General features: G+C 69.4%; 29 protein-coding genes. 9 read left to right on the top strand and 20 right to left on the bottom strand.

What is annotated here, in order from left to right; genetic code table 11:
• Positions 1–960, top strand: a 960-nt coding sequence (locus tag BM249_RS15470; protein ID WP_091973748.1) for an undecaprenyl-phosphate glucose phosphotransferase, incomplete at its 5' end; no start/stop codon positions are given.
• Positions 961–1024: 64 nt separating this feature from the next.
• Positions 1025–2323: a leucine-rich repeat-containing protein kinase family protein gene (locus BM249_RS15475; RefSeq protein ID WP_091973548.1), complete on the top strand. Its 1299-nt coding sequence runs from the start codon at positions 1025–1027 to the stop codon at positions 2321–2323.
• Between the two features lie 75 nt (positions 2324–2398).
• Here BM249_RS15475 and BM249_RS15480 read toward each other — a convergent pair whose 3' ends face one another.
• The 9 genes from BM249_RS15480 to BM249_RS15520 form a co-directional block, all read right to left on the bottom strand.
• Entirely contained in the window at positions 2399–2758 is a 360-nt protein-coding gene (locus BM249_RS15480; RefSeq protein ID WP_091973551.1) for a hypothetical protein, read from the bottom strand.
• Between the two features lie 39 nt (positions 2759–2797).
• Positions 2798–3196, bottom strand: coding sequence for a lanmodulin LanM (gene lanM / locus BM249_RS15485; protein ID WP_091973554.1), 399 nt, complete (start codon positions 3194–3196; stop codon positions 2798–2800).
• A 282-nt stretch (positions 3197–3478) separates the two neighbouring features.
• Entirely contained in the window at positions 3479–4099 is a 621-nt protein-coding gene (locus BM249_RS15490) for a hypothetical protein (RefSeq protein ID WP_091973557.1), read from the bottom strand.
• Positions 4096–4986, bottom strand: a complete 891-nt coding sequence (locus BM249_RS15495; RefSeq protein ID WP_091973560.1) for an ABC transporter permease — start codon at positions 4984–4986, stop codon at positions 4096–4098. The genes BM249_RS15490 and BM249_RS15495 overlap by 4 nt, the downstream gene beginning before the upstream one ends.
• The gene (locus BM249_RS15500) at positions 4983–5723 is read right to left on the bottom strand and encodes an ABC transporter ATP-binding protein (protein ID WP_091973563.1); all 741 of its coding nucleotides are present in this window, start codon (positions 5721–5723) and stop codon (positions 4983–4985) included. Before BM249_RS15500 ends, BM249_RS15495 begins: the two co-directional genes overlap by 4 nt.
• A complete protein-coding gene (locus tag BM249_RS15505; protein WP_091973566.1) occupies positions 5720–5962 on the bottom strand; it encodes a hypothetical protein in 243 nt (80 codons plus the stop codon). The genes BM249_RS15500 and BM249_RS15505 overlap by 4 nt, the downstream gene beginning before the upstream one ends.
• Before the next feature lie 10 nt (positions 5963–5972).
• Positions 5973–6407, bottom strand: coding sequence for a cupredoxin domain-containing protein (locus BM249_RS15510; protein WP_091973569.1), 435 nt, complete (start codon positions 6405–6407; stop codon positions 5973–5975).
• A gap of 70 nt (positions 6408–6477) precedes the next feature.
• Complete coding sequence (locus BM249_RS15515) at positions 6478–7479, bottom strand: YVTN family beta-propeller repeat protein (RefSeq protein ID WP_091973572.1); 1002 nt, start codon at positions 7477–7479, stop codon at positions 6478–6480.
• A 169-nt stretch (positions 7480–7648) separates the two neighbouring features.
• The gene (locus tag BM249_RS15520; RefSeq protein ID WP_091973576.1) at positions 7649–8905 is read right to left on the bottom strand and encodes an ABC transporter substrate-binding protein; all 1257 of its coding nucleotides are present in this window, start codon (positions 8903–8905) and stop codon (positions 7649–7651) included.
• A 212-nt stretch (positions 8906–9117) separates the two neighbouring features.
• On the opposite strand from BM249_RS15520, the gene BM249_RS15525 reads away from it, so the two are divergent.
• The 7 genes from BM249_RS15525 (at position 9118) to BM249_RS15555 (ending at position 14814) form a co-directional block, all read left to right on the top strand.
• Entirely contained in the window at positions 9118–9648 is a 531-nt protein-coding gene (locus BM249_RS15525) for a DUF3280 domain-containing protein (RefSeq protein WP_091973750.1), read from the top strand.
• Between the two features lie 120 nt (positions 9649–9768).
• Positions 9769–10497 (top strand): (5-formylfuran-3-yl)methyl phosphate synthase, encoded by a 729-nt coding sequence (locus BM249_RS15530; protein ID WP_244528798.1) that lies wholly within the window; start codon positions 9769–9771, stop codon positions 10495–10497.
• Positions 10494–11093 carry an amino acid kinase family protein gene (locus BM249_RS15535; RefSeq protein ID WP_091973579.1) on the top strand — a complete coding sequence of 200 codons (600 nt, stop codon included), beginning with the start codon at positions 10494–10496 and terminating at the stop codon, positions 11091–11093. Before BM249_RS15530 ends, BM249_RS15535 begins: the two co-directional genes overlap by 4 nt.
• The gene (locus BM249_RS15540) at positions 11090–12643 is read left to right on the top strand and encodes a DUF6513 domain-containing protein (protein WP_091973584.1); all 1554 of its coding nucleotides are present in this window, start codon (positions 11090–11092) and stop codon (positions 12641–12643) included. The genes BM249_RS15535 and BM249_RS15540 overlap by 4 nt, the downstream gene beginning before the upstream one ends.
• Positions 12644–12647: 4 nt before the next feature.
• Positions 12648–13244, top strand: coding sequence for a DUF447 domain-containing protein (locus BM249_RS15545; RefSeq protein ID WP_091973587.1), 597 nt, complete (start codon positions 12648–12650; stop codon positions 13242–13244).
• Between the two features lie 32 nt (positions 13245–13276).
• On the top strand, positions 13277–13813 hold the full coding sequence (locus BM249_RS15550) for an SRPBCC family protein (RefSeq protein ID WP_091973589.1): 537 nt from the start codon (positions 13277–13279) through the stop codon (positions 13811–13813).
• On the top strand, positions 13810–14814 hold the full coding sequence (locus tag BM249_RS15555; protein ID WP_091973592.1) for a YncE family protein: 1005 nt from the start codon (positions 13810–13812) through the stop codon (positions 14812–14814). Before BM249_RS15550 ends, BM249_RS15555 begins: the two co-directional genes overlap by 4 nt.
• Before the next feature lie 77 nt (positions 14815–14891).
• On the opposite strand, the gene BM249_RS15560 is transcribed toward BM249_RS15555, so the two are convergent.
• The 11 genes from BM249_RS15560 to BM249_RS15610 all read right to left on the bottom strand — a co-directional run bounded on the left by BM249_RS15560 (position 14892) and on the right by BM249_RS15610 (position 26644).
• Complete coding sequence (locus tag BM249_RS15560; protein WP_091973595.1) at positions 14892–16292, bottom strand: murein hydrolase activator EnvC family protein; 1401 nt, start codon at positions 16290–16292, stop codon at positions 14892–14894.
• Positions 16293–16408: 116 nt separating this feature from the next.
• Positions 16409–17062 carry a protein-L-isoaspartate O-methyltransferase family protein gene (locus BM249_RS15565; protein ID WP_091973598.1) on the bottom strand — a complete coding sequence of 218 codons (654 nt, stop codon included), beginning with the start codon at positions 17060–17062 and terminating at the stop codon, positions 16409–16411.
• A gap of 10 nt (positions 17063–17072) precedes the next feature.
• Entirely contained in the window at positions 17073–17837 is a 765-nt protein-coding gene (surE, locus tag BM249_RS15570) for a 5'/3'-nucleotidase SurE (RefSeq protein WP_091973601.1), read from the bottom strand.
• The gene (gene serS / locus BM249_RS15575) at positions 17837–19120 is read right to left on the bottom strand and encodes a serine--tRNA ligase (protein WP_091973604.1); all 1284 of its coding nucleotides are present in this window, start codon (positions 19118–19120) and stop codon (positions 17837–17839) included. Before serS ends, surE begins: the two co-directional genes overlap by 1 nt.
• Positions 19121–19220: 100 nt before the next feature.
• Positions 19221–20021 carry a twin-arginine translocase subunit TatC gene (tatC, locus tag BM249_RS15580; protein ID WP_091973608.1) on the bottom strand — a complete coding sequence of 267 codons (801 nt, stop codon included), beginning with the start codon at positions 20019–20021 and terminating at the stop codon, positions 19221–19223.
• A complete protein-coding gene (tatB, locus tag BM249_RS15585) occupies positions 20018–20497 on the bottom strand; it encodes a Sec-independent protein translocase protein TatB (RefSeq protein ID WP_091973610.1) in 480 nt (159 codons plus the stop codon). Before tatB ends, tatC begins: the two co-directional genes overlap by 4 nt.
• A gap of 114 nt (positions 20498–20611) precedes the next feature.
• Positions 20612–20863, bottom strand: a complete 252-nt coding sequence (locus BM249_RS15590) for a twin-arginine translocase TatA/TatE family subunit (RefSeq protein ID WP_091973612.1) — start codon at positions 20861–20863, stop codon at positions 20612–20614.
• A gap of 181 nt (positions 20864–21044) precedes the next feature.
• Positions 21045–22052 (bottom strand): beta-N-acetylhexosaminidase, encoded by a 1008-nt coding sequence (gene nagZ, locus BM249_RS15595; RefSeq protein WP_091973615.1) that lies wholly within the window; start codon positions 22050–22052, stop codon positions 21045–21047.
• A 56-nt stretch (positions 22053–22108) separates the two neighbouring features.
• Complete coding sequence (locus tag BM249_RS15600) at positions 22109–23500, bottom strand: SPOR domain-containing protein (RefSeq protein WP_091973755.1); 1392 nt, start codon at positions 23498–23500, stop codon at positions 22109–22111.
• Between the two features lie 32 nt (positions 23501–23532).
• Positions 23533–25293 carry an arginine--tRNA ligase gene (gene argS / locus BM249_RS15605; protein ID WP_091973618.1) on the bottom strand — a complete coding sequence of 587 codons (1761 nt, stop codon included), beginning with the start codon at positions 25291–25293 and terminating at the stop codon, positions 23533–23535.
• A 103-nt stretch (positions 25294–25396) separates the two neighbouring features.
• On the bottom strand, positions 25397–26644 hold the full coding sequence (locus BM249_RS15610; RefSeq protein ID WP_091973758.1) for a deoxyguanosinetriphosphate triphosphohydrolase: 1248 nt from the start codon (positions 26642–26644) through the stop codon (positions 25397–25399).
• Positions 26645–26731: the final 87 nt, after the last annotated feature.

Below are 26731 nucleotides of genomic sequence, written 5' to 3' on the forward strand. Positions count from 1 at the left end.
ATCGCCGAGGACCTCATCCGCGCCCTCGACGCCCAACCGGATTCGGGCATCCGCATCGTCGGCGTGTTCGACGATCGCGGCGACCAGCGCTCCGACGCCGTGGTGGCCGGATACCCCAAGCTCGGAACCGTCGACGACCTCGTCGCCTATGCCCGGGCCACGCGCCTCGACCTCATCGTGTTCACCATTCCCGTCACCGCCGAGGATCGCATCCTCCAGATGCTCGCCAAGCTCTGGGTGCTGCCCATCGACATCCGCCTCTCGGCCCAGGCCTCGAAGCTGCGCCTGCGCCCGCGCGCCTATTCCTACCTCGGCTCCGTGCCGGTGCTCGACGTGTTCGACCGCCCCATGGCCGACTGGGACATCATCGCCAAAAGCGTGTTCGACCGCATCGTCGGCCTCGCCATGCTGGTGGCCCTGGCGCCCGTGATGCTCGTGATCGCGGCGGCCGTGGGCCTCACCTCCAAGGGACCGATCCTGTTCCGGCAGAAGCGCTACGGCTTCAACAACGAGATGATTGAGGTCTACAAGTTCCGCTCGATGTATGTCGATCAGGGCGACCCCACCGCCTCCAAGCTCGTAACCCGGAGCGATCCGCGCGTGACGCCGGTGGGCCGCTTCATCCGCCGCACCTCCCTCGACGAGTTGCCGCAGCTGTTCAACGTCATCAAGGGCGAGCTGTCCCTCGTCGGTCCCCGGCCACACGCCCTACAGGCCAAGGCCGCCAACACCCTCTACGATCAGGTGGTGGACGGCTACTTCGCCCGCCACAAAGTCAAGCCCGGCATCACCGGGTGGGCGCAGGTGAACGGTTGGCGCGGCGAGACCGACACCAGCGACAAGATCCAGCGCCGCGTCGAGCACGACCTGCACTACATCGAGAATTGGTCCGTGCTGTTCGACATTCGGATCATGCTCGCCACCCCTCTGTCCCTCATCCGGACGACGAACGCCTATTGATCGCCGTGCCCGGATCGACGACGCCCGCCCACGCGCGGATGACCCGACTCAGGGAAGCGACGGCATGACGACGAACGCGGGCACGGCCCGGCAACTCACGGCCCTGGCACGTGGCGATCTCCAGGGCACGTGTGAACTGCGCCTGGCGGGTGGGCTGACGGAATTTCCGCGCGATGTCTTCGGCCTCGCCGACAGCCTTGAGATCCTCGACCTCGGTGCCGGCTCCCTCACCCGCCTGCCCGAGGATCTCGGACGCCTACGCAAGCTGCGGGTGCTGTTCTGCTCCGGCAATCCGTTCGAGCGATTGCCACCGGCGCTGGGCGACTGCCTGGCCTTGAGCCAGATCGGCTTTCGTGGCTGCGGCCTAACAGAGGTCCCGGCCGAGGCCCTGCCTCCCTCCTTGCGCTGGCTCACCCTGACGGACAACCGGATCTCAACCCTGCCGGACGCCCTCGGGCATCGCCCGTTTCTGCAGAAGCTCATGCTGTCGGGCAACCGCCTCACCGCTCTCCCCAACGGCCTCGCGGGGGCAGGACGCCTCGAACTGCTCAGGCTTTCGGCCAACCGATTCGAAGCCCTTCCCGCTTGGCTCAACGCCCTGCCGGCCCTGGCTTGGCCGACCTGGGCGGGCAATCCCCTGGAGGGCCCCCCCCCGCCGACGCGCGAGCGATCGATACCCTGGTCCGATCTCGTCCTCAACGAGCGCCTCGGGGAAGGTGCGTCGGGCGAGGTGTTCGCGGCCCAGTGGCGTCGGGACGACGCGGACACGGCCGTCGCCGTGAAGCTGTTCAAGGGTGCCATGACCAGCGACGGCCTCCCCGAGCGCGAGATGGAGGCCTGTCTTTCGGCCGGCACGCACCCGAACCTCGCGGGCGGCCTCGGTCGCCTCACCGATCACCCGGGGGGCACACAGGGCCTCGTCATGCCGCGCCTGCCCGACGACTGGCGAGTGCTCGCCGCGCCGCCGAGTTTGGAGAGCTGCAGTCGCGATGTCTATGCACCAGACCTTCGCCTCCCTGTGGGGGTGGTCCGCCGCATCGCCCGTCAGATCGCGACGGCCGTCGTGCATCTGCACGGACGGGGTCTGCTGCACGGCGATCTCTACGCCCACAATATCCTATGGGATGGCACCACCGGCGCGGCGACCTTGAGCGATTTCGGCGCGGCCTGCCGCCTGCCACCGGGAGAGGCCGGAAGGAATCTTCAGCGCCTCGAAGTCCGGGCCTGGGGGATTCTGCTCGGCGAACTGCTCGCCCACTGCCGCGAGCCCCTGCCGGATCTCGCGACCCTGGAACGGGCCTGCACCCAGCCCGAGACGGCGCGCCGCCCGCTCATGGCCGATCTCCTCGCCGCCCTGTCCTGAGCGTGCCCCGAACGCAAACGAGGGCCGTCTCCCGGGAAGAGACGGCCCTCGCGGACATTGGTCGAAAAGAAGGGGCTACGGCAGGGCGCCGGCCTTTTCCTTGGCCTGGGTCATGGTGTCTTCACAGGCCTTGGTGTCCCCGGCCTTGTCCTGCGCCCGCGCCTTCTCGATCAGTGCGCGCGCCTCGGAGACGCCCCCGGCGGTCGGCTTGGCCGACGGATCGGTGGGCTTGACCGCCGGCGGCTTATCGAGGGCCTTGGCCGAGTTCGACGACGTCGGGCCGCCCGGCGGCTCCTTGCCGGTGACCTTTTCCGCCCCGGCACTGTCGAGGCGACGCTCGATGGTGGCGATCTGTTCGGTACAGGAAGAGGCGAACACGGGCCCGGTGGCACCGAGCATCACGAGGGCGGCCGGGAGAACGATGCGGAATCGCATATGGGCTTCCTTTAGGACGACCGCCCCGTTGGGGACGGCTTACTGCATCAACGCAGCGAGAGAAGCGCCGGCGGGGGACGCGAGTTCCTTGGCATCGATGGTGCCCTCGGCATCCGGATCTGCGGCCTTAAAGCGCGCCGCGACGATGGCGAGGTATTCCTTCTTGTCGAGGGTGCCGTCGTTGTCCGGATCGGCGGCCTTCAGCTCAGCGGCGGTCAGGCGGCCGTTCAGCTCCTTGGCGTCGAGAGTGCCATCCTTGTCGGGGTCGAGCATGTCGAACTGCTTCGCGGCGGCGGCCTGGGCCTCCTTGAGATCGATGGTGCCGTCCTTGTCCGGATCGAACGCCGCGACGGTGGCGGGGGCAGCGAAGGCGGGGGCGGCGACGCCGAGAGCGAGGGTGGCGGCCAGCAGGACGGCAGCAGTCGGACGGAAAGCCATAAGAAATCTCCCAGGATCGAAATGGAGAACGAGACCGTTCTCCGAGGCGGAGGGCGAGCCGGGCTCGGAAGCAGGATGCGTCCCGAGCCGATCACGCCGTCTCGTCGAATTGCCTAATCAACCCGGGAGAGTCTGGCAAGAGCGATTGCGAATATTTCTAGTCGCGTTTTAGCCCTATGCCATACAGTTCTGAGTTGCCCCCTTCGCGCGCCCCTCCGAACGCAATGCGGCGCGCCCCGGGGAACGCGCCGCATGATCGTTTGCGTGGAAGGGATCGTTGCGTCAGAGACGAGCCTGGATTCGGCGAGCAATTTCCCCGAGGCGTTGCTCCAACAGCGTGGGCACTTCGCAGACATAGGTCAGGGACTGGCTGCGCTCTTGGAAGATGCGCCGGTCCCATGCGAACTTCGTTTCCAGTTCGGAGGCTTCCTTCGGCATCTCGCGGGCGTCCTGCGCGCTCGGACCGTCCTTGGTGGCGCTGATCTTGTCGGCCTCGTCGCGGATGCGCTCGGCCATGCGGCGCTGGCCTTGGGCATAGCGCCCGATGCCGGCGACGACCTTGTTGCGCTCGCCGTTGAGTACCTCGAAAACGCCGGCGAACACCCGCGTCAGCCGCTTGTCCTTCTCGGGTCCGGCACTCTGCGCGAAGGCATCGAGGAGTGGGTCGACCTCGTTGAGGGGGGTGCGACGCGAGGCGATCTTCTGAGCAAGCTGCGCCGCCTCGAAATCGTCACCCCAGGAGCCGGCCTCGGCGAGATCAGGCCCGGTCCAGACGGTGCCGGGACTCAGGGTCGAAACCTTGCGCTGGACGCAGGGCCAGTCGGGATCGCCCTTGGGCTGGGATAGGGCGGGACCGGCCAGCAGGCCAACGGCCACAAGGGTCAGGGTGGGCAAGCGGATCATGCGGAGTCTCCGGCCGGGCCGCCACGGCGGGCCATGATGCCCCGGCCGGGATCGTAGGCGACGACGGCGAGGGTGAAGAAGGCGACGGTGGTGCCGACCACGACGGCGCAGGCGAGCGGCGCGAACTGCCCGTAGAGGGCGAAGCGCACGAGTTGCACCGCATGCGTGAACGGGTTGGCCATGCAGATGAGATAGAGCGTCTCGGACGATTCGCGGATGCGCCAGAGCGGATAGAGCGCCGAGGACGCGAAGAACATCGGGAAGATCACGAAGTTCATGACGCTGGCGAAGTTCTCAAGCTGCTTGACCATGGAGGACAGCAGCAGACCGATGGAGCCGAGCATGAGGCCGGCGGCGATGAAGGCCGGCAGGGCCGCGACGTAACCGATGGCCGGAATGTCGAGTTCCCAGAACCACGCGATGGCCAGGAACGCGTAGGCCTGCACCACCGAGACCGTCACCCCGGCGATGAGCTTGGCGAGCAGCAGCAGCCAGCGGGGATACGGGCTCGTCAGCAGCACCTTCATGGAGCCGACCTCGCGGTCATAGACCATCGAGAGGGACGATTGCATGCCGTTGAACAGCTGGATCATCACGGCGAGGCCCGGCACCACGTAGACCTCGTAGAGAACGTAGGTCTGGTAGGGCGGCTCGATGGAGACGCCCAGCGTGTTGCGAAAGCCCGCCGCGAAGATGAACAGCCACACCAGGGGCCGCACCAGGGCGGAGAAGAACCGCTCCTTCTGATTGAAGAAGCGCAGCAATTCACGCCGGACGATACCGCCGAGACAGATGAGATAGCCGACCGCATCGAGGCGGCCGAGATGGGTCACCGGCTTGTCGCCGGGGGCCGGGGCGAGGGGCTTGCTCTCGAAGGAATCGCTCATGCGGCCTGCTTGGCGGGTTCGGCGACGAGGCGGCGGAAAGCGGCTTCCAGGGTCTCGCTGCCCTGCGCGATGGAGCCGGCGGTGCCGCGCGCGACGATGCGGCCCCGGTGCAGGACGACGGCCGCGTCCCCCGCCTCGATCTCCTCGAAGATATGGGTCGCCCACAGGACCGACAGCCCCTCCTCCCGCACCAGGGCGCGGACGATGGCGACGATGTCGGCGCGCGATTCGAGGTCGAGGCCGACGGTGGGTTCGTCGAGGAGCAGAAGGCGGGGTCCATGGATGAGGGACCGGGCGATCTCGATACGGCGGGACTGGCCACCCGACAGAGTGCGGACCTTGTCGTCGCGCCGGTCCATGAGGCCGACGCGGGTGAGCAGCGTCGCGATCCGCGCCTTGGCCGCCCGGCGGGTCATGCCGTGGAGACTGGCGTGGTAGAGGAGGTTCTGCGCCACGGTCAGATCGGTATCGAGGGTGCGGGCCTGGAACACCACCCCGAGGCGAGCCAGCGCTCGGCTCGGCTCCCGGTCGAGGGCATGGCCGAGGATCGAAACTCGGCCTTCCTGGTTGGCGTAAAGCCGGGTGATCACCGAGAACAGCGTCGTCTTGCCGGCGCCGTTGGGGCCGAGCAGGGCCGTGAAGGTGCCGCGCGCGACGCTGAGGGAGACGTCCGACAGGGCCGCCCGCGTGCCGAAGCGGTGACTGACATGGGCGACGTCGAGGGCGACATCGCTCACGACTTCAACGCCCGTTGCGCATCGCCCACGGCGTCGAGGCACTCGTCGAACTCGCCCTCCCCCTGCTCGCGCTCGGCGACGCGAAGCGCCTTCTGGAGCTTTCCGAGGAGGGGTTCGGCCGGGTTCTTGGCAAGCTCCATCCGGATCATGCCGATGCCGTCCGCGCAGGCGCTCTTGTCGTCGGCGAGCGCCGGAGTGGCCATGAGGAACACCGCGAGGGCTGAGAGGGGGACGCGCATCCGAACCTGCCTACTTCACGATGAACTTGCCGGTCATGCCCTTGGCCTCGAGGCCGTGGATGGACCAGGGATACTCGCCCGGCTTGATCGAGACGAACTCGATGGCGATCTCGCCCGGATCGTCAAATTCGAGGTGGTCCGGCGGACCGCTGCCGTGGATCTCGAGGTGCTGGATGACGATCTGGTTGAACCAGATGTTACGGAAGAATTCGGTGGCGTAGAACTTGTACTCCTGCCGGCCCTTGGCGACGATGCGCAGGCGGTAGGCCTTGCCGGCTTCGAGCTCGATGTCGCGGTTCTCGACCACGAAATCGTTACCCTCCTCGTTGCCCAGCACGAGGTCGGGCAGGTTCGTCCGCTTCTTGGTGAGGTCGAGGGCCGAGGCCGGGCCGGCCATGGCCAGGACGGCGAGCCCGAGGGCCGCCGCGCGCATCGTTCGCTCCATCACGTCCGCCAATCCTTCCGCTGGCCGCCCCGAAATCGTCGCCCCCACGAGAGGGCGATCCACCGAAAAATCAGTTCGGCGACACCGCCACGCCCCAGGGCAACAGCCCCACCGGGATGCTTTTGACCACCTTCTCGGCCGCGACGTCGACCACCGAGATGTCGTTGGACGAGCCGTTGGTGGAGAACAGCAGCTTCTGGTCCGGCGTGAACGCGAGTTGCCAGACGCGCTGCCCCACGGGCAGGTACTTCTCGACCGCGTAGGTCTTCGCGTCGATGACGGCGATGCGGTTGGCGGGCCCCAGAGCCACGAACGCCTTCGCGCCGTCCTTGGTGATGCGGATGCCCACGGGCTGGATCGCCTCGTCGTTGACGCTCGGGATCTTGAAGGTGATCTTCTTCACCACCCGGCGCGCGGCGACGTCGATGACGCTCACCGTGCCGCCGACCTCTGCCGACACCCAGAGGAACTTGCCGTCGGCCGTGAACTCGGCGAAGCGGGGGCGGGCATCCACCAGCACGTTGTCGATCACCTGAAACGTCGTGGTGTCGATGAAGTGGGCCATGTTGGTGGTCTCGGAGGTGTTGACGAGAACCTTCCCGTCCGGCGACAGGCCCATCCCCTCCGGCTCGACCCCGACCGGAACCTCGGCCATGACCTTGTTCTTCTCGACGTCGATGACCGTGACCTGACTGTCGTCCTCGTTGGCAACGTAAAGTAGCTTGCCGTCGGGGCCGAGGATGAACTGCTCCGGATCGGGTCCGGAGCGGAGCGAGCGCACGACCTTGCCGGTGGCGGTGTCGAGGACATCGATCCGGTCGTCGTCGCTGGCGCAGACGAAGAGTTCCTTACCGTCCTTGCTCGTGGTGACGCCGCGCGGGCGGCGACCGACCTTCCAGGTGCCGGTGACGGCAAAAGTCTCCGTGTCGATGACGCTGACGGAATTGCCCTTCTCGTTGGTCACGTAGACCGTGTAGGCCCTCGCCGATCCGGTGCCGGCCAGGGTCGCGGCGGCGAGGAGCGCCAGGGCCGCAACCGATCCCGACACGTTCGCCCTGAAGCCTCGGCTCATCCTGTGTCCTCCTCGGGCCCACCGCTGTCTCGCGCGCGGTTGGGCTGTCCCGTCATCGTCGTGGCGCGTTATATAGTGCAGCCCCGTCCCACGGGGAGCACCGGATCGCAAGCCGTCCGGTCGCGCGCTGCCGCAGCCCCCCGGCAAAGGTCGGAAGGTCCCTGGCGAATCAGGGAAATTTGCAGACGGTCTCAGGCAGATCGATCCCAAGGGTGTCGAGCGGCGTGCGCTGGTGCGTGAAGCCCTGCTCGGGAGCGACGGAGACCATGGCTTTCGGCTGCACCACGATCACCGGTTGGCGTAACTGGTGGTCCCACGGGCGGTAGGTGAGGGACACGCCCTTGTAGGCCGGCAGGCTGAAGGCCGGATCAGCGAAATAGGGCGCCAGCACCGCGGGGTCGGCGGTCTTCTTCTGCGTCGCCGCCTCGCCGACGGAGCGCACGGCCGCCCACGCCTGATAATCCAGGGGTCGCATGAGGCGGCCGGCCTGGCGCCGAAACCGGTTCTGCGCTTGGGCGGCGCCCCAGGTCTCCAGGGTCGGGTGCCAAGTGGTGGCGATGAGCCCTTGTGTTCCAGCCACGGGGCGCGGATCGACGGTGCGGAACGGAACGTAGTCGCCCCAGTCGTTGGCCTCGTCGGCCACAATGGCGAGGTCGTAATCGACGCCCCGGGTGAACACCATCGCCTCCGATCGCGTCGGGGTGTCGCCGCGCGCCTTGGCAAGGGGGCCGAAGGTCCAGGGCTTCTCGGCCGTGATCTTGAGGTTGAACTTGCGGGCGGAGTTCTTGAACGCCTCGGCGTAGAGCCGGTCCCCGTCCTGGGGGCCGGTGATGAGGAACATCTTGCGCCAGCGCATGAGGGTGAAGAACTGCGCTAGGGCATCCGTCTGCATCGCCCGGCTGGGAATGACGTGGAACACGTTCGCCCGGCAATCGGCCCCGCGCAAACGGTCGTCGGGGGCGGCGACGTTGAAGACCGTGACGCCCTCCCCCTTCACCGCGTCGGCGACCGCCAGGACCGCGTCGGCGGGCAGCGCCAGGACGAGGAACTTGAGGCCGCGGCCCACCAGATCGCGGGCCGCCTCGACGGCGGCCGTCGTTCCATCCTTGGTCCCGTCGAGGGCGATCTCGTCGAGGGCATAGGTCTGCTTGGTGAAGCGGCCCGTCGTGTTGTTGTCCTTGATCGCCATGCGGGCGCCGGCGACGCCCTCGTCCTCGGGCGCCGCCTCAGCATCGTAGGACGAGGGGGCGGACTCGGGCCGATAGATGAACCCGATGCGAGTCTCCGTCGCGCCGGTGGCGGCGGGTTCGGGTGCCGCGTCCTGCGCCGAGCGCGCTGGTTCCTGCGCGGCAACCGGGCGGGACCACGGGATGCCCAGAGTGACAAGGAGGGCGAGGAGAGGGGGGAAGCGTGTCGAAACTTGCATGCGGGTGACACGCTAGCAACATTGACCCGCCCGGCTCAATCGACGTTTGATAAGGATATCATAAGCTCCCGCCTTCGCGCGGCGGGCCGTGCTCCCGGCGGGGTGCCGCAGGAGTCGGGATCGCCCCGCCTTCCCCGGCGTTGCCTGACAGCGGTCCGGACCTCATGCTGCCGAGGGCGCCGGGATCGACCCGACCCGAGACGAGCGAGTTCATGACGCCAGCGATCCCCCTCCCCCGCGCCGGACACGTTTGCGCGAGCTTCGCCCTCCTCCTCGTCCTTGGGGTGCCGGCGCGGGCCGCCCCCGAGACGGCGGCGATCTTCGGGATCGAGCTGTTCGATCCCGGCGTGGTCGGAGGCCGCAAGGCCCGGCCGGACGAGACGAGGCGCCTCGGCCTCGTCACCGACGAGTTGCGCAAGGCCCTGGGCGAGGCGGTCACGCCCGTCGACGTCGCGCCGCAGGCCGCCGAGATCGCCAAGCAGGCGCCCCTCTACAAGTGCGACGGCTGCGCCGCCGCCATCGCCAAGACCCTCGGGGCTGACCTTGCCGTCAGCGGCTACGTCGAGAAGGGCTCCAACCAGATCTTCAACCTCACGGTCACCATCACGGAGGCCACCACCGGCAAGATCGTGCGTGGGGGCCGGGTGGTGATCCGCGCCGATACCGACGACACCTGGGCGCATGCCATGCGTTGGGTGGTGAAGAACCGCCTTCTCGCCGAGCCTCTACCGAACCGCTCGTGACGCGCCCGGTTTTTTGGTAGGGCCACGTTTGGATGGGCCATCGGGTCCGACCCCATCCGGCGCGGGACACCGTCCGGTGTCGGCGCCTCACCAGTGTGCGAGCCAGTGCAAGAAATCGTCGTGTCGACGCCTCTCCCCTTCGATCCTGCCTCCGCCGGGGCCGCGCCGCGCCTCCTCGTGAGCGTGCGCGACGCCGAGGAAGCCCTGGCGGTCGCCCTGGCGGGCGCCGACCTCGTCGACGCCAAGGACCCGGAGCGCGGGGCGCTGGGCGCCCTCCCCGTCGCGACCGTGCGGAGTCTCGTGGTCCGAGTCGGCGGCCGCGCCGTCACCAGCGCGGTGGCGGGTGAACCCGCGAACGGGGCTGACCTGAGCCCGTGCGTCGCCGCCATGGCGGCGACGGGCGTGGATTACGTCAAGGTCGCGGTGCGGGCGGGCTTTTCCGACGCGGCCCTGGCCGAGGCGGCGGCGGCGGCCCCCGGCCGGCTCATCGCCGTGCTGTTCGCCGAACATCCACCGGCCCCCGATCTCGTAGCACGCTTGAGGGGGGCGGGGTTCGTCGGCGCCATGATCGACACGGCGACGAAGGACGGCCGCCGCCTGCCCGACCTCCTCTCCGCCGCGCCCCTCGCGGCCTTCACCCAGGCGTGCCGCGACCACGGCCTCGTCTCGGGCCTCGCCGGCTCGCTGGCGCTGACCGACATCGAGCCCCTCGCCGCCCTCGGGGCGCATTACCTCGGTTTCCGGGGTGGCCTGTGCCGTGGCAGCGACCGGACCCACGGCCTCGATCCGGCCCGTGTGGCGGAAGCCGTCGAGACCCTGCGTTCCTGCACCCGGCGGAACGCCGCATGACCTCTCATCTCACGGTGGTGAAGATCGGCGGCAGCCTCGTATCGGATGCCGATCGCCTGCGGGCCGTCCTCTCCGGCCTCGCTGCGGGCAAGGACGGCCCCTGTGTCGTGGTTCCGGGCGGCGGCGCCTTCGCCGACGCGGTCCGCGCTTCTCAAACCGCCCTCGGCTTCGACGACGCCCTCGCCCACCGCCTCGCCCTCGACGCCATGGGGCGCATGGCCGAGGTTTTCCGCGCCCTCGAACCACGCCTGCACCGCGCGGCAACGTGGGAAGACGCCGCGGCGATCCTCGCCCGGGGCGGAACTCCGGTTTGGGACCCCGTCGCCCTCAAGGCCGGCTCACCCGACATTCCCGAGACCTGGGCCGTGACCTCCGACAGCCTCGCCGTGTGGCTCGCGACGCAATGGGGCGCGCCGCGCTGCGTCCTCGTCAAATCCACCGACCGACCGCCCGGCGCCACCTTGCCGGATCTCGCGCGTCTCGGCCTCGTCGATGCGGCTTGTCCCGATTTCGCCGGACGCTATCCCGGCACCATTGAGATCCGGGGACCAGGCGGATCCGGCACCGGCTTGGCCGGCACGAGGAACGCCGCATGAGCGCGCCCGAGCACCTCGTCTTCATCACCGGCCGCATGGCCAAGGCGCGCCTCGAGAAGGTCGCCGCGACCCTGCCGCCCGAGCGCTTCACCTGGAGCATCGCCGATGCCGGCGTGAAGGTCGCCGCGCTGATGACGGAGGAGATCATCCGCCGCCGGGTGACGATGCCGGAGGGCGCCACCCGCATCGTCCTGCCGGGCCGCTGCCGCGCGAACCCCGAGGCCCTGGCCCAACATTTCGGTCTGCCCGTGGAGCGCGGCCCCGACGAGATCGTCGATCTGCCGGCCTATCTCGGGCTGGCGGGCCGCACCGTGGACCTGTCGCGCCATGATCTGCGGATCTTCTCCGAGATCGTCGACGCCTCGAAGATGACGCCCGAGCAGATCCTGACCAAGGGCCTCGACCTCGCCCGGCGCGGCGCCGACGTCATCGACCTCGGCGGCCTGCCCGACACGGATTTCCCACACCTCGAAGATTGCGTGCGCCTCCTCAAGGGGGCCGGCCTTAAGGTCAGCGTGGATTCGTTCTCCCTGAATGAACTCACGCGCGGCGCGAAGGCGGGGGCCGACTATCTCCTCAGCCTCAACGAAGACACCCTCGACCTCGCCTTCGAAACCGACGCCGTGCCGATCCTCGTACCCGTGCGGCCCGACGACCTCGCCTCCCTCGATCGCGCCATCGAACGCATGGAGAAGGCCGGCAAGCCGTACATGGCAGACCCGATCCTGGAGCCGATCCATTTCGGCTTCGTCGCGTCCATCACCCGTTATCACGAGACGCGGCGACGCTGGCCGGGAATCGAGATGATGATGGGCACCGGCAACCTCACCGAACTGACGGAGGCCGACAGCCTCGGGGTCACGGCCCTGCTCGTCGGGATGTGCTCGGAACTGGCCATCCGCAACGTCCTCATCGTGCAGGTCTCGAACCACACCCGCCGCACGGTGGAGGAGCACGACGCGGCGCGCCGGGTGATGTATGCGGCCAAAGCCGATTCGGCTCTCCCCAAGGGATATGGCCGGTCCCTCCTGGCGCTCCACGACAAGCGCCCCTATGTGCAGACCCCGGACGAGATCGCGGCCCAGGCGGCCGAGGTGAAGGACCCGAACTACCGCATCGCGGTCGCCGAGGACGGCATCCACGTGTTCAACCGTGACATCCATACCGTGGGCACCGACGCCATGGCGTTCTTCCCCCGCCTCGACGTGGCGGCGGACGGTGCCCACGCCTTCTACCTCGGCGGCGAACTCACCAAGGCCGAGACCGCCTGGCGCCTCGGCAAGCGCTACGTCCAGGACGAAGCCCTGGCCTGGGGGGCCGCCGCCGACGCCGAAATCGAGGACACCACGGCGTTCAAGAAAGCCGGACACACCAAGCATTCCGGCCCGGACGGAACTCGGCAGGACCGCACGCCGCCGGAGGCCGAGGCCGAGCGTCCCGAGATCGTGGAACCAGGGGAGACGCAGGAGAGCGGCACTGTGGCGGAGACGCCCACGGATACGGGCGCCAGCATCGTCTGCGGCAAGCTCGTCCCGGCGGGGAAAGTCTGATCCCGTGCCGCTGATCTTAGAGACCATCGTCACCACGACGTCGCCGGACGGCGACCTGCACCTCGTGCCGTTCGGCTTGATCCAGGATGGAGCCGACTGGGTGCTGGCCCCGTTCCGGCCCTCACCGACCATCCTCAACCTCGAAGCCAATCCGGTCTTCGCCGCGTCGAGCCCGAGCGACATCCGGGTCATCGCCGGGGCCGTCACCGGCCGGCGCGACTGGGGAACCGTGCCCTGCGACCGCATCTCCGGGCGCCGCCTCGCCGACAGCTTCGGCCATGCCGAATTCGAGGTGACGGCGGTGGAGCCGGACGAGACCCGCCCGCGCTATCGCGGGCGCATGGTCCATTCGGCCGCCCACATGCCGTTCTTCGGCTACAACCGGGCGCAGGCGGCGGTGCTGGAAGCGGCGATCCTGTCGACGCGCCTCCATATGCTGCCCCCCGAGAAGATTCTGACCGAGATGCGCTATCACGCCATCGCGATCATCAAGACCGCCGGGCCCGCCGAGCGCGAGGCCTGGGACTGGATCGAGGACAAGGTCGCGACCGCCCTGGGGCGGAGCGATCGCATTCTCGATGAGCCCGCCGCAGCACAGTAGAAGCGTGCGTTCCTGAGGAGACCATCATCCCAATGAAGTTCTTGGCACTCACCACGGCGGCGGCCTTCGCCCTCGTCTCCTTCGGCGCCCAGGCGCATGGCCCGACCCGCAAGAAGATCGAGGAGACCGTCGAGGTCAACGCCGCCCCCGACAAGGTCTGGGCCGTGATCGGCAACTTCCAGGACATGAGCTGGCTTCCCCCGGTCGCGAAGACCGAGGGCAAGGGCGGCAACGAGGTCAAGGCCACCCGCACCCTGACGCTCAAGGACGGCGCCACGGTGGACGAGGAGCTGTACAAGTACTCCGCCGAGAAGATGAGCTACTCGTACCGGATCACCAAGGTCGACGTGAAGACCCTGCCGGTGAACGACTACTCCTCGACCCTGAAGGTCGAGGATGCCGGCAACGGCAAGTCCAAGATCGTGTGGGACGGCGCGTTCTATCGCGGCTACATGAACAACGATCCGCCGCCCGAGCTGAACGACGAGGCCTCGCAGAAGGCTGTCCGCGGCCTCTACCGTACGGGCCTCGACGCCCTGAAGGCGAAGTTCGAGAAGAGCGGTTCTTGAGCGGTCTTCGCTCCCCTTATGCCTTACGGAAGGGCCGGCTTCGCGCCGGCCCTCTCCTCCTCGCCTTCGCGCTGACCGTCGTCCCGGCCCGCGCCCAAGAAAGCCGCCTCGAAGAAGCCCGCCCGGAGGTCGCCCTGATCACCGCCCAGGGCGCCAATGCCCTGGCCATCGTGGATCTCGACGCAGGCGCCGTGGTGGGCCAAGTTGCCATCGATGGCGCACCGGCCGGCATCGCCCTCTCGCCCGACCGCAAGACCGCCTATGTCACCCGTCCGGATGGGCCGGGCCTCGCCGTGGTGGATCTCGCCGCCCGCGCGGTCACCGCCACCCTCGCCCTGCCGGGCGGACCGCTCGGCATCGCCGTCAACCCGAAGACCGGCCTCGTCTACGTGGCCGACTGGTACGGGAGCCGGGTGTTCGTGGTCCCGGCCGACGGCTCGCGCCTGGAGACGGAATTCCAGGTCGGCGCCTCGCCGTCGGGCATCGCCGTGACGCCGGACGGCGCCACCATCCTGGTGGCCAACCGTGAGGGTGACTCGGTCTCGGTAGTCGACGCCGCCACCCTGGCGGTGAGCCGTACGGTCCCGGTGGGGCGCCACCCGTTCGGGATCACCCTCGATGCGACGGGGACCCGCGCCTACACCGCCAACGTCACCTCAAACGACGTCTCGGTGATCGATGTCGCCGCGGGCTCGGAGGTCGGCCGGGTGACAACGGGGGAACGGCCCTACGTGGTGGCCCTCGCAGGCTCACGCGGCTTCGTCACCGACCAGTACGGCGGCACGGTCAGCGTGTTCAACCTCCAGACCCTCACGAGCGTCGCCACGGTCGAGGTCGGCGACCACCCCGAGGGCATCGCCGCCACCCGTGACGGCAACATCCTCGTCGTGGCGAACTGGGGTTCGAACACCCTCAGCCTCCTCGACGCCACCACTCTCAAGGTCACGAAGGAGATTCCCGTCCCCGACGGCCCCCGCGCCTTCGGCGATTTTTTAAGGTGAATTCCATCGTCTCAACGAAGAACGGCGGCCCCTTCCAGGAGCCGCCGTTCTTCGTTTCCGGGTTCTGCGTCGGTCGATCAGTTGCTCGCGAGGTGCGGCATCGGATCGACGGGGGTGGCGCCCTTGCGGATCTCGAAGTGGAGCTGGGGCGAGGTCACGTTGCCCGAGGCGCCCGACTTGGCGATGGTCTGGCCGCGCTTGACCTTCTCGCCGGGGCGCACGTCGAGTTCGCCGTTATGGGCGTAAGCCGAGACGTAGCCGTTGGCGTGGCGCACGAGGACGAGCTTGCCGTAGCCCTTCACGTCGGAGCCGGCATACGCCACCGTGCCGTCCTCGGCCGCCTTCACCGCCGTGCCCTCGGGCACCGAGATGTTGATGCCCTCGTTGCCAGAGGAGCCGTAGCCCGAGATCACCCGGCCCTTGGCGGGCCAGCGGAACGAGGTGTCGGGCGCCACCGAGCCGGTGCTGGCGGGCTCGGCCTTCGGCGCCTCGACGGCGGCGACCTTCACGGGCGCCTTGGCGGCCTCCGCGGCCTGCTTGGCGGCGGCCTCCGCGGCCTTGGCCTCGGCGACCTGTTTGGCGGCGGCCTTCGCGGCTTCGAGCTTGGCGGCCTTGGCCTCGGCCTCGGCGGCCTTCTTCTCGGCGAGCTTGGCCGCCTCGGCCTTCAGCTTGGCGGGATCCGGCTTCGCCTCGGCCTTGGTCTCCGCCTTGGCTTCCTTGATCTCGATCTTGCGGACGGGCTTGTCCTCGGCCTTGGCGACGGCTTGGCCGGGGCGCGGATGCCCCTTCTTGGCGTCGGCGAGCTTGGCCTCGGCCGCAGCCTTCGCGGCCTCCGCCCTGCGGCTCTCGACGAGCTTCTTCGCCTCGACGAGCTTACGCGCCTCCATGGCCTTCGCTTCGGCCTTGGCCTCGGCGGCCTTCTTCTCGGCGGCCTTGCTGGCTTCGACGAGGCGGCGGGCCTCGGCGAGTTTCTCCGCCTCCGCCTCCTTGCGCGCCGCTTCGGCCTCCTTGCGGGCCGCGAGGGCCGCAGCCTCGGCGGCCTTGCGCTCGGCGGCGCGATCGATCTTCGGCACCGGAGCGGCCGGTACGCTGCGGGTGGTCATGGCCCGGCCGGCATCGGGATTCATGCCCGACACCATGCCGGAGACCGGCTCCATGGAGGCGACGCGGCTCGTCTGCACGGGCGTCGCCGGCGGCGCGGCGGCCATGGGGCGGGGCGACATCGCCACGCCGGGCGCGCCGAGCGCCTGGGACTGGATGCGGCTCGTCCGCACCACCGGAGCCGGGGTGAGCTCCCCGGTCGAAATGCTTCCCGTGGAGGTGGGCTCGTTCGCCATGTTGGAGGCGAACGGATTGCCGAAGGGGTCGCCGAGGCGCGACGCATCCGACGAACAGGCGGCCGCGCCGCCTCCGATGACGCCGATGAGCGCGAAGCGCGACAGCGTCCTCAACCCCCGACCAGTCCCGCGAACCCGCATCGACGCACCTGTCTGACCTGACGCAACTTGATGCCGTCATTCAAACGGGATTCAGGTTAAACAACCGTTCCGATTCACCACGTTGACGACGACCGGGAACCCTTTCCATCGTCCCGTTACAGGACGCGGGCCCGGCCAGGCGTCAACGGTCCGAGGCGCAGGCGCTCGCCGAGGCACTCTTCGAGCATCCCGTCCGCGTCGCGAAATACGGCCACGCGGTGGGTCGCCTCGCGTGTGCCCAATGCCCCGACGAGGCGACCGCCCGGTGCCAACACGCCGGCCAGATGCGGCGGCAAGGCCGCAACGGCGCCGTTGAGGAGGATGCGGTCGAATCGCCCCTCGGGCAGGCTGCCGGCGTCGAGACCGTCGCCGACCGCGAGGGTCGCTCGGACGCGATCATCCGGCAGCAGGGCCGCCCGGGCATCCTCCGCCAGGAGGGCGTAGCGCTCGATACTGTGCACGTGGGCGGCGCCGAGGCGCAACAACAGGGTGGTGACGTAGCCCGAGCCGGTGCCGATCTCGAGGATGCGCATGCCGGGGCGAGCCCCCAGGGCCGTCAGCATGGCGGCGACGGCGCTCGGCGCCGTCATGGTCTGTCCGCAGGAAAGCGGCAGGGCGAGGTCGCGCCGGGCGAGGTCGCGGTAGGGACCGGGGGCGAATCGCTCGCGCGGCACCCGCTCCAGGGCGCGCAGGGTATCGGTGTCGCGCACCCCCCGCCCGCGCAGGGCCATGACGAAGGCCGCCGCCTCGATGGAGCCGTCCGTCGTCATGGGGCGAGCCTCAGGCGGAGAAGCCTTGCGCGAAGCGCGTCAGGCTCGGCTCGTCCGTGAGGTCGAGGCGCAGGGGCGTCACCGAGATGCGCCGGCCCGCGATGGCTTCGAGGTCGGTGCCGCTGCCCGGCTGGAAGGTCGCCTTGGCGAAGGCGAGCCAGAAATACGGGTTACCGCGCCCGTCCTGACGCGCATCGATGGCGAGGAGGGCCTGATTGCGGAAGCCCTGCGCCGTCACCGTGGTGCCCTGGACCTCGCCCGGCTCGCAATCCGGGAAGTTGACGTTGACGACGATGCCGGGCTCGATCCCGATCTCGAGAATTTTTCGGACGACGCCCGGGCCGTGCTCGGCGGCGGTGTGCCACTTGATGGCACCGCGCCCGCCGGCGCCGTAGGCCTGGCTCAGGGCGATGGAGCGCACGTTGAGGATCGTGCCCTCCATGGCGGCCGCGATGGTGCCCGAATAGGTAACGTCCTCGGCGACGTTCTGGCCGCGGTTGACCCCCGACAGGACGAGGTCCGGCCCGTGGTCCTTGAGGATGTGGCGCACCCCCATGATCACGCAATCGGACGGCGTGCCCTTCACGGCGAAGCGCTTCTCGGCCACCTGACGCAGGCGCAGGGGATCGTTGAGCGACAGCGAGTGCGACACGCCCGACTGGTCGGTCTCGGGCGCCACGACCCAGACGTCGTCGGAGAGCGAGCGGGCGATGCCCTCCAGGGTCTCGAGACCCGGGGCGTGGATGCCGTCGTCGTTGGTGACGAGAATGCGCATCAGATGGTGTGTCCCTCGATCCGGTCGATCCCGCCCATATAGGCCTTCAAGGCCGAGGGCACCGTGACGCTGCCGTCGGGATTCTGGTAATTTTCCATGACGGCGATGAGGGCGCGGCCCACCGCCACGCCCGACCCGTTGAGGGTGTGGACGAAGTTCACTTGCTTACCGTCCTTGACCCGGAACCGGGCATTCATCCGGCGGGCCTGAAAATCGCCGCAGACGGAGCAGGACGAGATCTCCCGGAACGTCTCCTGGCCGGGCATCCAGACCTCGATGTCGTAGGTCTTTTGGCTCGCGAAGCCCATGTCGCCGGTGCACAGCGTCATGATCCGGTACGGCAGATCGAGCTTCTTCAGCACGGCCTCCGCCGAGCCCAGCATGCGCTCGTGCTCGTCCGCCGACTGCTCCGGCGTGGTGATGGAGACGAGCTCGACCTTGTTGAACTGGTGCTGGCGCAGCATGCCGCGGGTGTCGCGGCCCGCCGAACCGGCTTCGGCCCGGAAGCAGGGGGTGAGCGCAGTCAGACGCAAGGGAAGTTCCTCCTCGCGCAGGATCGATTCACGCACGAGGTTGGTCAGGGGCACCTCGGCCGTGGGAATCAGCCAGTGCTCGCGCACGGCGAACTGGTCGTCCCGGAACTTCGGCAGTTGCGCCGTGCCGAACATCGCCTCGTCGCGCACCATCAGGGGCGGCGCCACCTCCGTATAGCCGTGCTCGCCCGTGTGAAGGTCGAGCATGAACTGGCCGAGCGCCCGCTCGAGCCGGGCGAGTTGCCCCTTCAGCACCACGAAACGCGCGCCCGACATCCGGGCGGCCGCCTCGAAATCCATCAGCCCCGAGGCTTCGCCGATCTCGAAATGCTGTTTGCCCGTGGCGAGCCGGGGGCGCTGGGCGTCGAAGCGGCGATATTCGACGTTGCCGTGCTCGTCGGCCCCCTCGGGCACCTCGGGATTGGGGCGATTCGGGATCGCCGCGAGCTTCTCGTCGAGGAGCGCACCGGCCTGCGTCTGCGCCGCATCCAGCCCCGGCGCCTCGTCCTTCAGGCGCGCGACCTCTTCCATGAGTTCGGCGGCCCGGGCCTCGTCCTTGGCCTTCTTGGCGCCGCCGATCTCCTTGGCGAGGGCATTGCGGCGCTCCTGATTCGCCTGCGCCGCCGAGGTCGCGCCCTTGCGGGCGTCGTCGAGGGCGATGAGCTCGGCCGCCAGCGGAGCGAGTCCCCGGCGACGCAGGGCATCGTCGAAGGCGTCCGGATTCTCGCGGATGGCGCGGATGTCGTGCATGGGGTCGCTCGGAACAGGCTTCTCAACAGACGACGAGGCTTTGCAGCATCGACGCCGGCCCGACAAGGGTGGCGACCCGAACCGGCCGGCGGCCCTCCCCCTACGGCTCCAGCCCCTCGGCCTTGCGCTGTGCCGCGCGACGGCGTTCGACGCGGCCCACCGAAAAGATCGAGGCCTCGTAGAGGAGGATCATCGGGATCGCCAGGGAGAGCTGGGAGATGACGTCCGGAGGGGTCAGCACCGCCGCCACCACGAAGACGAGGACGATGGCGTAGCGGCGCTTCTCGCGCAGGAACGCGGTGTCGATGACGCCGATCTGTCCCAGCAGCGTGAGGATCACCGGCAGCTGGAACGCGATCCCGAAGGCGAAGATCAGCGTCATGATGAGCGAGAGGTACTCGTCCACCTTCGGCAGGAGAGCGATGGTCGCCTCCCCCGGCTGCCCGATCTGCTGCAGCGAGACCGAGAACTGGATCAGCAGCGGCATCGCCAGGAAGAACACCACCAGGGCGCCGAGGATGAAGAAGATCGGCGTCGCGACGAGATAGGGCAGGAAGGCCTGTCGCTCGTTGCGGTAGAGGCCCGGCGCCACGAAAGCGTAGATCTGGGTCGCGATCACCGGAAACGCCAGGAAGCCGGCACCGAACACGCTGAGCTTGATGTTGGTGAACACCTGCTCGAGGAAGTGCGTAGCGATGAGCTTGGCGTTTTCGGCCCCCACCACGGAGACGTAGGGCCAGACCAGGATGTTGTAGATGTGCCGCGAGACGAAGAAGCACGCGAAGAACATCACCACGAAGGCGGCGAGCGACTTGATGAGCCGGGACCGCAATTCGATGAGATGGTCGAGGAGCGGGGCCCGCGACGCCTCGATGTCGGCGTCATCCGTCGCGTTGGTCATCGGGCGGGATCGTGCTGCGTGTTGGCCGGGGCCGGAGAATTCGGCGTCGCGGCGGGGGGGGAGGACACCAGCGGATCGGCGACGGACACGGCCGGCGCCGGCTCGACCGGGGGCACCGGGTCCTTCTCGGCGAGTTGCGCCGCGACGTTCGCTAGGGGCTGGGTCGGCGAGGGCGTGGTCCGGGTGTGACCGTCCACCGCACCCTTGATCTCGTCACGGATGGTCTGAACCGGATTGAAGACCGGCCCCATGGTGCCGGCGGATTTGCGGACGCCATCGACTTCGCGACGGATCTCATCGAACTCCGCCTCGCGGACCGCCTCGTTGAACTGGGCCTGGAACTCGCCAGCCATGCGGCGCATCCGGCTCGTCACCTGCCCGACCGTGCGCAGGGCCTTGGGCAGATCCTTCGGACCGATGACGATGAGGGCGACGCCGCCGATCAGCATCACCTCGCCCCAACTCATGTCGAACATAGGCTGATTGTCCCGCGGTCGCGCGATGCCCGTGGCAGCGGGTGCCTATCGCAGGTCGGGCGCGGCTGCGCCAGACCTTGCACGGCCCCCTCGATGCTCCCGACGACCTTGGCGTCAGACGACCTTGCGGTCGGCGGCGACGGGATTGGCCGTGGCCGGCTCGTTCTGGTGCGGCAAGGTCCGGACGGGCTCACCGGCGCTGGGCGGCGGCACGGCCGTCGGCGCGTCGTCCTCGGCCATGCCCTTCTTGAACGCCTTGATGCCTTTGGCGACGTCGCCCATCAGGTCGGAGATCTTGCCGCGCCCGAACAGCAGCATCACGATGCCGGCGACGATGATCCAGTGCCAGATACTCATGCTGCCCATGGCAACCTCCCGCGCCGCGGAGGCCCAACGCCCGGCGGCCCCCGCATGTGTCCAGTTAGCGCGAACCTAAGGATCGCACTGCGGCAACACAAGAAGCGCGTGGGATTCGCGCGCCCATGGGACCCGGAGCCTGTGCGGCGCGCGAGGAGACCGGCTGGGTGGTGCGACGATCGGCGACGCGTCAGGCGGCCAGGGACAGGGCGGCTTCGAACCGGGCGCGGGCCTCGCGCACGTCGAAGGCCGGCGCCGCATCGGCGAGGCGCGCGAGGGCGTTGTCCGCCCGACGTAGGGCCGGACCGGCGAGGGCCGGGGCCCCCTCGACGACGCCGCGCATCTCGGCGAGGTCGCCGTTGCAATGCAGGCCGACATCGATCCCCGCCGCGAACGCCGCCTCGGTGCGACCGCGAAAGCTGCCCTGGAGGGCGTGCATCGACAGGTCGTCCGTCATCAGCAACCCGTCGAAACCGATGAAGCCGCGAACCACGCGCTCGATGACGGCGGCCGACTGGGTGGCCGGACGGTCGGGGTCGAGGGCGGTGAAGACCACGTGGGCGCTCATGGCGAGGGGCAGGTCGGCGAGCGCCCGGAACGGCGCGAAATCCTGCGCCGTCAGGGTCGCGAGGTCGGTCTCGACCACGGGCAGACCCTTGTGGCTGTCGCATCCCGCGCGACCGTGGCCGGGAATGTGTTTCATCACCGGCAGGACGCCGCCCTGCATCAGTCCGGACGCGACGGCGCGGCCGATCTCGGCGACCCGCTCGGGGGTGGTGCCGTAGGCCCGGTCGCCGATCACGTCATGGGCGCCGGCCACGGGTACGTCGAGCACGGGCGCGCAATCGACGTTGATGCCCACACTCGCGAGATCGTGCGCCATGAGCCGGGCGCCGAGTTCGGCCATGGCGGCGGCCGAGCCGTCGAGGCGGCCGAAGCGCTCGCCGGCCGGGTAGGCCGGCCAATGCGGTGGCCCCATGCGCTGCACCCGGCCTCCCTCCTGATCGATGAGGATCGGCGCGTCGGCGCGGCCCACGGTGTCGCGCAGGGCTTGGGTCAGGGCCCGCACCTCGTCGGGCGTGCCGATGTTGCGCTTGAACAGGATGAAGCCCCAGGGCGCCACGTCGCGGAAGAACGCGGTTTCCTCCGCCGACAGGGTCTTGCCGGCGCAACCGAGGATGAGGGCACGGGTGGTCATGAAGGGTGCGTCCTTGGGGACTTCGGTCACGCAGGAGGGGCTGCTTCAGACGACGCTCAGTTCTTCGCCACGAAGCACTGGCCGCCCGATGCCTGGAGCTGGCTGCACAGGCTCGTCGCCTCGCTCTTGCCGAGGGGTCCGACGCGGACGCGGTAGAGGGACTTCCCGTTGACCTCGGCCTGCCGGATCAGGGCCGGCTTGCCGGCGAGCACGGCATACTTGCCCTGCATCTCCCGGAAGGCGGCCTGGGCGTCGCTCGCACTGCCCCGCACGCCGAGCTGGACCGCGAAGGAGCCGGAAGCGGGCGCGGGAGACTCCGCCACCGTGGCGGGCGGCGGGGCCACGGCGGCGGTGGTTTCGGGGGCCGCGGCCGCGACGCGCTGAGGCGCCTTGGCGCGGGGGGCGGGGGTGACCGGCGCGGGGGTCGGCGCCTCGGCCACGGGCGTCGCCGTCGGGGTGGTGAGGGGCGCGCTCACCCGCGCACCGCGCGGGCGCAGAGACGCCGGGGCCGTGGCACCGTCGCTGGCGGTACCCGGCAGGGTCATGGTCGGGATCACGGAAGCCGGCGGAGGCTCGGCCGCCTCGGGCTGCGGCGGCAGGGGCGGCGTCTCCGGCTTGACCGAGACGGTGCGAACCCGGCGCGGTTCACCGAGGGATTCCGTCAGGGTGCCGGTCTGCGGCGCGCTCGCATTGCCCGTGGCGCTGCCGGGGGTGGCACCGCCCTCGCTCGTTCCTTGCGCGGTGCGAGCGGCCTGGGCCACGTCGAGGGGCTGCTCCTCGCGGTTGACGATGCGGATCTGCCCGTCCTTGGCGGTACGGTCGTAGATCTGCTTGTTCTGATCGGGAATCTCGACGCCGTCGGCCTTCTGGGGAGCGACCTTGAGGGGCGCGGTATCGGCCAGGATGGTGGGGACCCCGCCATTGCTCGAACCGCCGCCCGAATGCAGGCCGCGCCAAGCGAGGCCGGCCGTGATGCAGACGGCGACGACGCCGAGGCCGGCCCCAACGGAGACGAGGCGGCTGCGCTGGCGCGGGCGGTTCAGGGGCGTACGGTCGCCGGCATCGAAGGCATCCTGCTCGGCCTGGGGCGCCTCCGCGCCCTGGATCGGATAGGGGGCCTGCTCCACGGAGGCGAGGTACTGGTCGAAGGCATCCGTCGGCGAGGCGGCGGGCGATCGGTAGGCGGAGGCCGGCTGCACCGGGGGAGCGTCGATGAAGCTCGGCTCGACGCGCCGGCCCGGAACCGCATCGACTCGCGGGTCGCGGGCCGCCAGGATGGCCCGGAACGGGTCGTCCTGGCCGACGATGCGGGCGAGTTCGGCCAGCGGATCGGCCTTGGCGGTCCCTTGCGGCTCCACGGCTCCCTGGGGGGGCGTGGTCTGGGGCTGCTGCAGATCCCGCGCGAAGGCATCGAAATCGACCGGCGCGCGCGAAGCGTTCGTCGTCATGGCAGCCATCCCTTATGTACGCCGCAATCACCTCACCGCATTTCGGCCGGCGCGGTGACGCCCAACACCGCGAGGCCGGAGGCGATCACGCCCCGCAATGCCTCGACGAGGGCCAATCGTGCCCGTGTCGAGTTTCGGTCGGTTGGATTAACAAACCGTAATTGCGGCAAGTCTTTGCCCTTGTTCCAGAAACCATGCAGCGACGAAGCCAGCTCGTAGAGGTAGAACGCCACGCGGTGCGGCTCGTGGGCAGCGGCGGCCGCCTCGATCACCCGGGGATACTGGGCGATGAGGCGCAGGATCTCGGCTTCGCCCGAATCGGTGAGGAGGGACAGGTCGGCGTCGCGCAGCAGGCCGTCCGTGGAAAAGTCCTCGGCCGGCATCGCCTCGCGGGCCTGACGGAACACCGAGACGCAGCGGGCATGAGCGTACTGGACGTAGAAGACCGGGTTGTCCTTGGACTGCTCCACCACCTTGGCGAGGTCGAAATCCAGGGTCGCGTCGTTCTTGCGATAGAGCATCATGAAGCGGATCGCGTCGCGCCCGACCTCGTCCACCACCTCCGCGAGGGTGATAAACTCGCCGGCCCGCTTCGACATCTTCACGGGTTCGCCCGCGCGCAACAGCCGTACGAGCTGGCAGAGCTTGACGTCGAGGGTGGCCTTGCCGTCGCTCACCGCCTTCACGGCGGCCTGCATGCGCTTGACGTAGCCGCCATGGTCGGCGCCGAGTACGTCGATGAGGTCCGTGGCGCCGCGGGCGATCTTGTCGCGGTGATAGGCGATGTCGGACGCGAAGTAGGTGAACGAGCCGTCGGACTTCAGGAGCGGCCGGTCGACATCGTCGCCGAACTCGACGGTGCGGAACAGGGTCTGCTCGCGGTCCTCCCAATCCTCGGCCAGCTGGCCCTTCGGCGGCGGCAGGCGGCCCTCGTAGACGAGGCCCTTTTCGCGCAGCTCGGCCAGCAGGACGGGCACCGCCTCCTTCAGGGTGGCTTCGGAGAAGAACACGTCGTGGTGGATGCCGAGGCGCGCGAGGTCGCCTCGGATCAAGTCCATCATCGCCGCGATGGCGAAGGCCCGCACGGTGGGGAGCCACTCGGCCTCGGGCTGCTCCAGAAGGGTGCGGCCGTAGGTCTCGGCCAGCGCACGCCCGACGGGGACGAGGTAGTCGCCGGGATACAGCCCGTCCGGCACCGGCCCGACCGCCTCGCCGAGGGCCTCGCGATAGCGAAGATGCGCGGAGCGGGCCAGCACGTCCACCTGCGCGCCGGCATCGTTGATGTAGTATTCGCGCGTCACGTCGCGGCCCGAGGCCGCGAGGAGGTTGGCGAGGGCATCGCCGAACACCGCGCCGCGCCCATGGCCGACATGCATCGGCCCCGTCGGGTTGGCCGAGACGTACTCGATGTTCACCTTGCCCTTGGCGTCTCCCTCCCCCGGCCTGCCGCGCCCGTAGGCGTCGCCCTGCGCCAGGGCCGCCCGCACCACAGCGTGGAACAGGTTTGGTGCCAGCCGCAGGTTGATGAAGCCGGGGCCGGCGACGCCAGCCTCGACCACGTCCGGGTCGCGCCGCAGCTCCGCCGCCAGGGCTTCGCCCAGCGCCTTCGGGTTGGTCTTCGCCTCCTTCGCCAGCACCAGGGCGGCGTTGGTGGCGAGGTCGCCATGGCTCGCGTCGCGGGGCGGCTCCACCACCACGCGCGACAGGTCGAGCCCCTCGGGCAGTTGCCCGGCCCGGACAAGACCCTGCACGGCGGCGCGCACGCGCGCCTCGAAGGTGGCGAAGATGTTCATCGGTGATCGGTTTCCGCTCGCGACGGCCGCCTCGTCACGACGGCCCACGTCTCAAGAAGTCGGCATATCAACCGGGGACACGGGTGTCACGGTCGCCCCCCCCTCACGGCTCGGCCAGCGGCAGCCCCCGGCTTTCCGGGCTCCAATGCAGATCGGGCGTGGAGGCGAACAGGCGCTTGTGGGCGAGCACGGCGTAGGTGTCGGTCATCCCGGCGATGTAGTCGGCGACCCGGCGGGCGACGCGGTCCTCCTCCGCCCCAGCAAGGCCGGCCGACCATTCCTCCGGCATCGCCGCCGGCTCGGTGGTGAAGCGGGCGAACAGGTCGGCGACGATGATGTCGGCCCGGGCCCGCACGGCCAGCACGCCGGGATGGCGGTACATGCGGGCGAACAGGAAGGTCTTGATCGCCCGGTCCGCCGCCGCGATGGCCGGCGAGAACGCGATGACGGGGGCGGACGCGGATCGAACGGCGGCAACGTTGTCCGGGGCCAGGGCGGCGATGCGGCGCCCGCTCTCGGCGATCACGTCCTCGACGAAGCGGGTGATCACCCGCCGCGCCAGTTCGTGGATTTTTCGCGATGGGTCGAGGTTGGGATGGAGTTCGTCGATCTCCGCCAGGATGTCGGCGAGGAACGGCACAGCGTCGAGGTCGGCGAGGTCGAACAGGCCGGCCCGCAGGCCGTCGTCGAGGTCGTGGCTGTCATAGGCGATGTCGTCGGCCAGCGCCGCCGCCTGCGCCTCCGGCCCGGCGAAGCGGGCGAGTTCGAGGTCGTTCAGGGCGTTGTATTCGAGGATCGCCACCGGGATGCCGCGCGCCGCCCAGCGCGGGGTCGGCGTGCCGTCGGCCTCCAGCAGGGGGCCGTTGTGCTTGACCAGCCCCTCCAGGGTCTCCCAGGCGAGGTTCAGCCCGTCGAAGCCGGCATAGCGCCGCTCCAGGCGGGTGACGATGCGCAGGGCCTGTGCGTTGTGGTCGAACCCGCCATGGGCCTGCATCAGGGCATCGAGGGCGTCCTCGCCCGTATGGCCGAAGCAGGTGTGACCGAGATCGTGGCTGAGGGCGAGGGCCTCGGCCAGATCCTCGTCGAGGCCGAGCGCCCGCGCCAGCGCCCGGGCGATCTGGCTCACCTCCAGGGTATGGGTGAGGCGGGTGCGGTAATGGTCGCCCTCGTGGTGCACGAAGACCTGGGTCTTGTGCTTCAGGCGGCGAAACGCGGACGAGTGGATGATGCGGTCGCGGTCGCGCTGGAAATCGCTGCGCGTCGGCGAGGACGCCTCGGCGATGAGGCGCCCGCGCGTGGCGGTCGGATTCGTCGCGTAGGGCGCCCGCCAGCGCTCACCGTTCTGCCGCACATCGTCCCCCGGTTGCGCCGCGTTGCGGCAGGTGCCCGCCACGCCTATCTTGTGTCCCCGAGCGCTTCTGGCAATCGACGAGACCCG

The organism is Methylobacterium gossipiicola, assembly GCF_900113485.1.
In the GTDB taxonomy this organism is placed as follows: Bacteria; Pseudomonadota; Alphaproteobacteria; order Rhizobiales; family Beijerinckiaceae; genus Methylobacterium; species Methylobacterium gossipiicola.

Excerpts from the sequence above, each read along its gene's own strand:
- BM249_RS15560 (WP_091973595.1), bottom strand. The coding sequence starts at position 16,292 with ATGCGGGTTCGCGGGACTGGTCGGGGGTTGAGGACGCTGTCGCGCTTC.
- tatC (WP_091973608.1), bottom strand. The coding sequence starts at position 20,021 with ATGACCAACGCGACGGATGACGCCGACATCGAGGCGTCGCGGGCCCCG.
- BM249_RS15590 (WP_091973612.1), bottom strand. The coding sequence starts at position 20,863 with ATGGGCAGCATGAGTATCTGGCACTGGATCATCGTCGCCGGCATCGTG.
- serS (WP_091973604.1), bottom strand. The coding sequence starts at position 19,120 with ATGCACGACATCCGCGCCATCCGCGAGAATCCGGACGCCTTCGACGAT.
- BM249_RS15540 (WP_091973584.1), top strand. The coding sequence starts at position 11,090 with ATGAGCGCGCCCGAGCACCTCGTCTTCATCACCGGCCGCATGGCCAAG.
- lanM (WP_091973554.1), bottom strand. The coding sequence starts at position 3,196 with ATGGCTTTCCGTCCGACTGCTGCCGTCCTGCTGGCCGCCACCCTCGCT.
- BM249_RS15490 (WP_091973557.1), bottom strand. The coding sequence starts at position 4,099 with ATGATCCGCTTGCCCACCCTGACCCTTGTGGCCGTTGGCCTGCTGGCC.
- BM249_RS15480 (WP_091973551.1), bottom strand. The coding sequence starts at position 2,758 with ATGCGATTCCGCATCGTTCTCCCGGCCGCCCTCGTGATGCTCGGTGCC.
- nagZ (WP_091973615.1), bottom strand. The coding sequence starts at position 22,052 with ATGACCACCCGTGCCCTCATCCTCGGTTGCGCCGGCAAGACCCTGTCG.
- BM249_RS15525 (WP_091973750.1), top strand. The coding sequence starts at position 9,118 with ATGACGCCAGCGATCCCCCTCCCCCGCGCCGGACACGTTTGCGCGAGC.
- BM249_RS15565 (WP_091973598.1), bottom strand. The coding sequence starts at position 17,062 with ATGACGACGGACGGCTCCATCGAGGCGGCGGCCTTCGTCATGGCCCTG.
- BM249_RS15550 (WP_091973589.1), top strand. The coding sequence starts at position 13,277 with ATGAAGTTCTTGGCACTCACCACGGCGGCGGCCTTCGCCCTCGTCTCC.
- BM249_RS15515 (WP_091973572.1), bottom strand. The coding sequence starts at position 7,479 with ATGAGCCGAGGCTTCAGGGCGAACGTGTCGGGATCGGTTGCGGCCCTG.
- surE (WP_091973601.1), bottom strand. The coding sequence starts at position 17,837 with ATGCGCATTCTCGTCACCAACGACGACGGCATCCACGCCCCGGGTCTC.
- tatB (WP_091973610.1), bottom strand. The coding sequence starts at position 20,497 with ATGTTCGACATGAGTTGGGGCGAGGTGATGCTGATCGGCGGCGTCGCC.
- BM249_RS15520 (WP_091973576.1), bottom strand. The coding sequence starts at position 8,905 with ATGCAAGTTTCGACACGCTTCCCCCCTCTCCTCGCCCTCCTTGTCACT.
- argS (WP_091973618.1), bottom strand. The coding sequence starts at position 25,293 with ATGAACATCTTCGCCACCTTCGAGGCGCGCGTGCGCGCCGCCGTGCAG.
- BM249_RS15475 (WP_091973548.1), top strand. The coding sequence starts at position 1,025 with ATGACGACGAACGCGGGCACGGCCCGGCAACTCACGGCCCTGGCACGT.
- BM249_RS15510 (WP_091973569.1), bottom strand. The coding sequence starts at position 6,407 with ATGGAGCGAACGATGCGCGCGGCGGCCCTCGGGCTCGCCGTCCTGGCC.
- BM249_RS15495 (WP_091973560.1), bottom strand. The coding sequence starts at position 4,986 with ATGAGCGATTCCTTCGAGAGCAAGCCCCTCGCCCCGGCCCCCGGCGAC.
- BM249_RS15505 (WP_091973566.1), bottom strand. The coding sequence starts at position 5,962 with ATGCGCGTCCCCCTCTCAGCCCTCGCGGTGTTCCTCATGGCCACTCCG.
- BM249_RS15535 (WP_091973579.1), top strand. The coding sequence starts at position 10,494 with ATGACCTCTCATCTCACGGTGGTGAAGATCGGCGGCAGCCTCGTATCG.
- BM249_RS15600 (WP_091973755.1), bottom strand. The coding sequence starts at position 23,500 with ATGACGACGAACGCTTCGCGCGCGCCGGTCGATTTCGATGCCTTCGCG.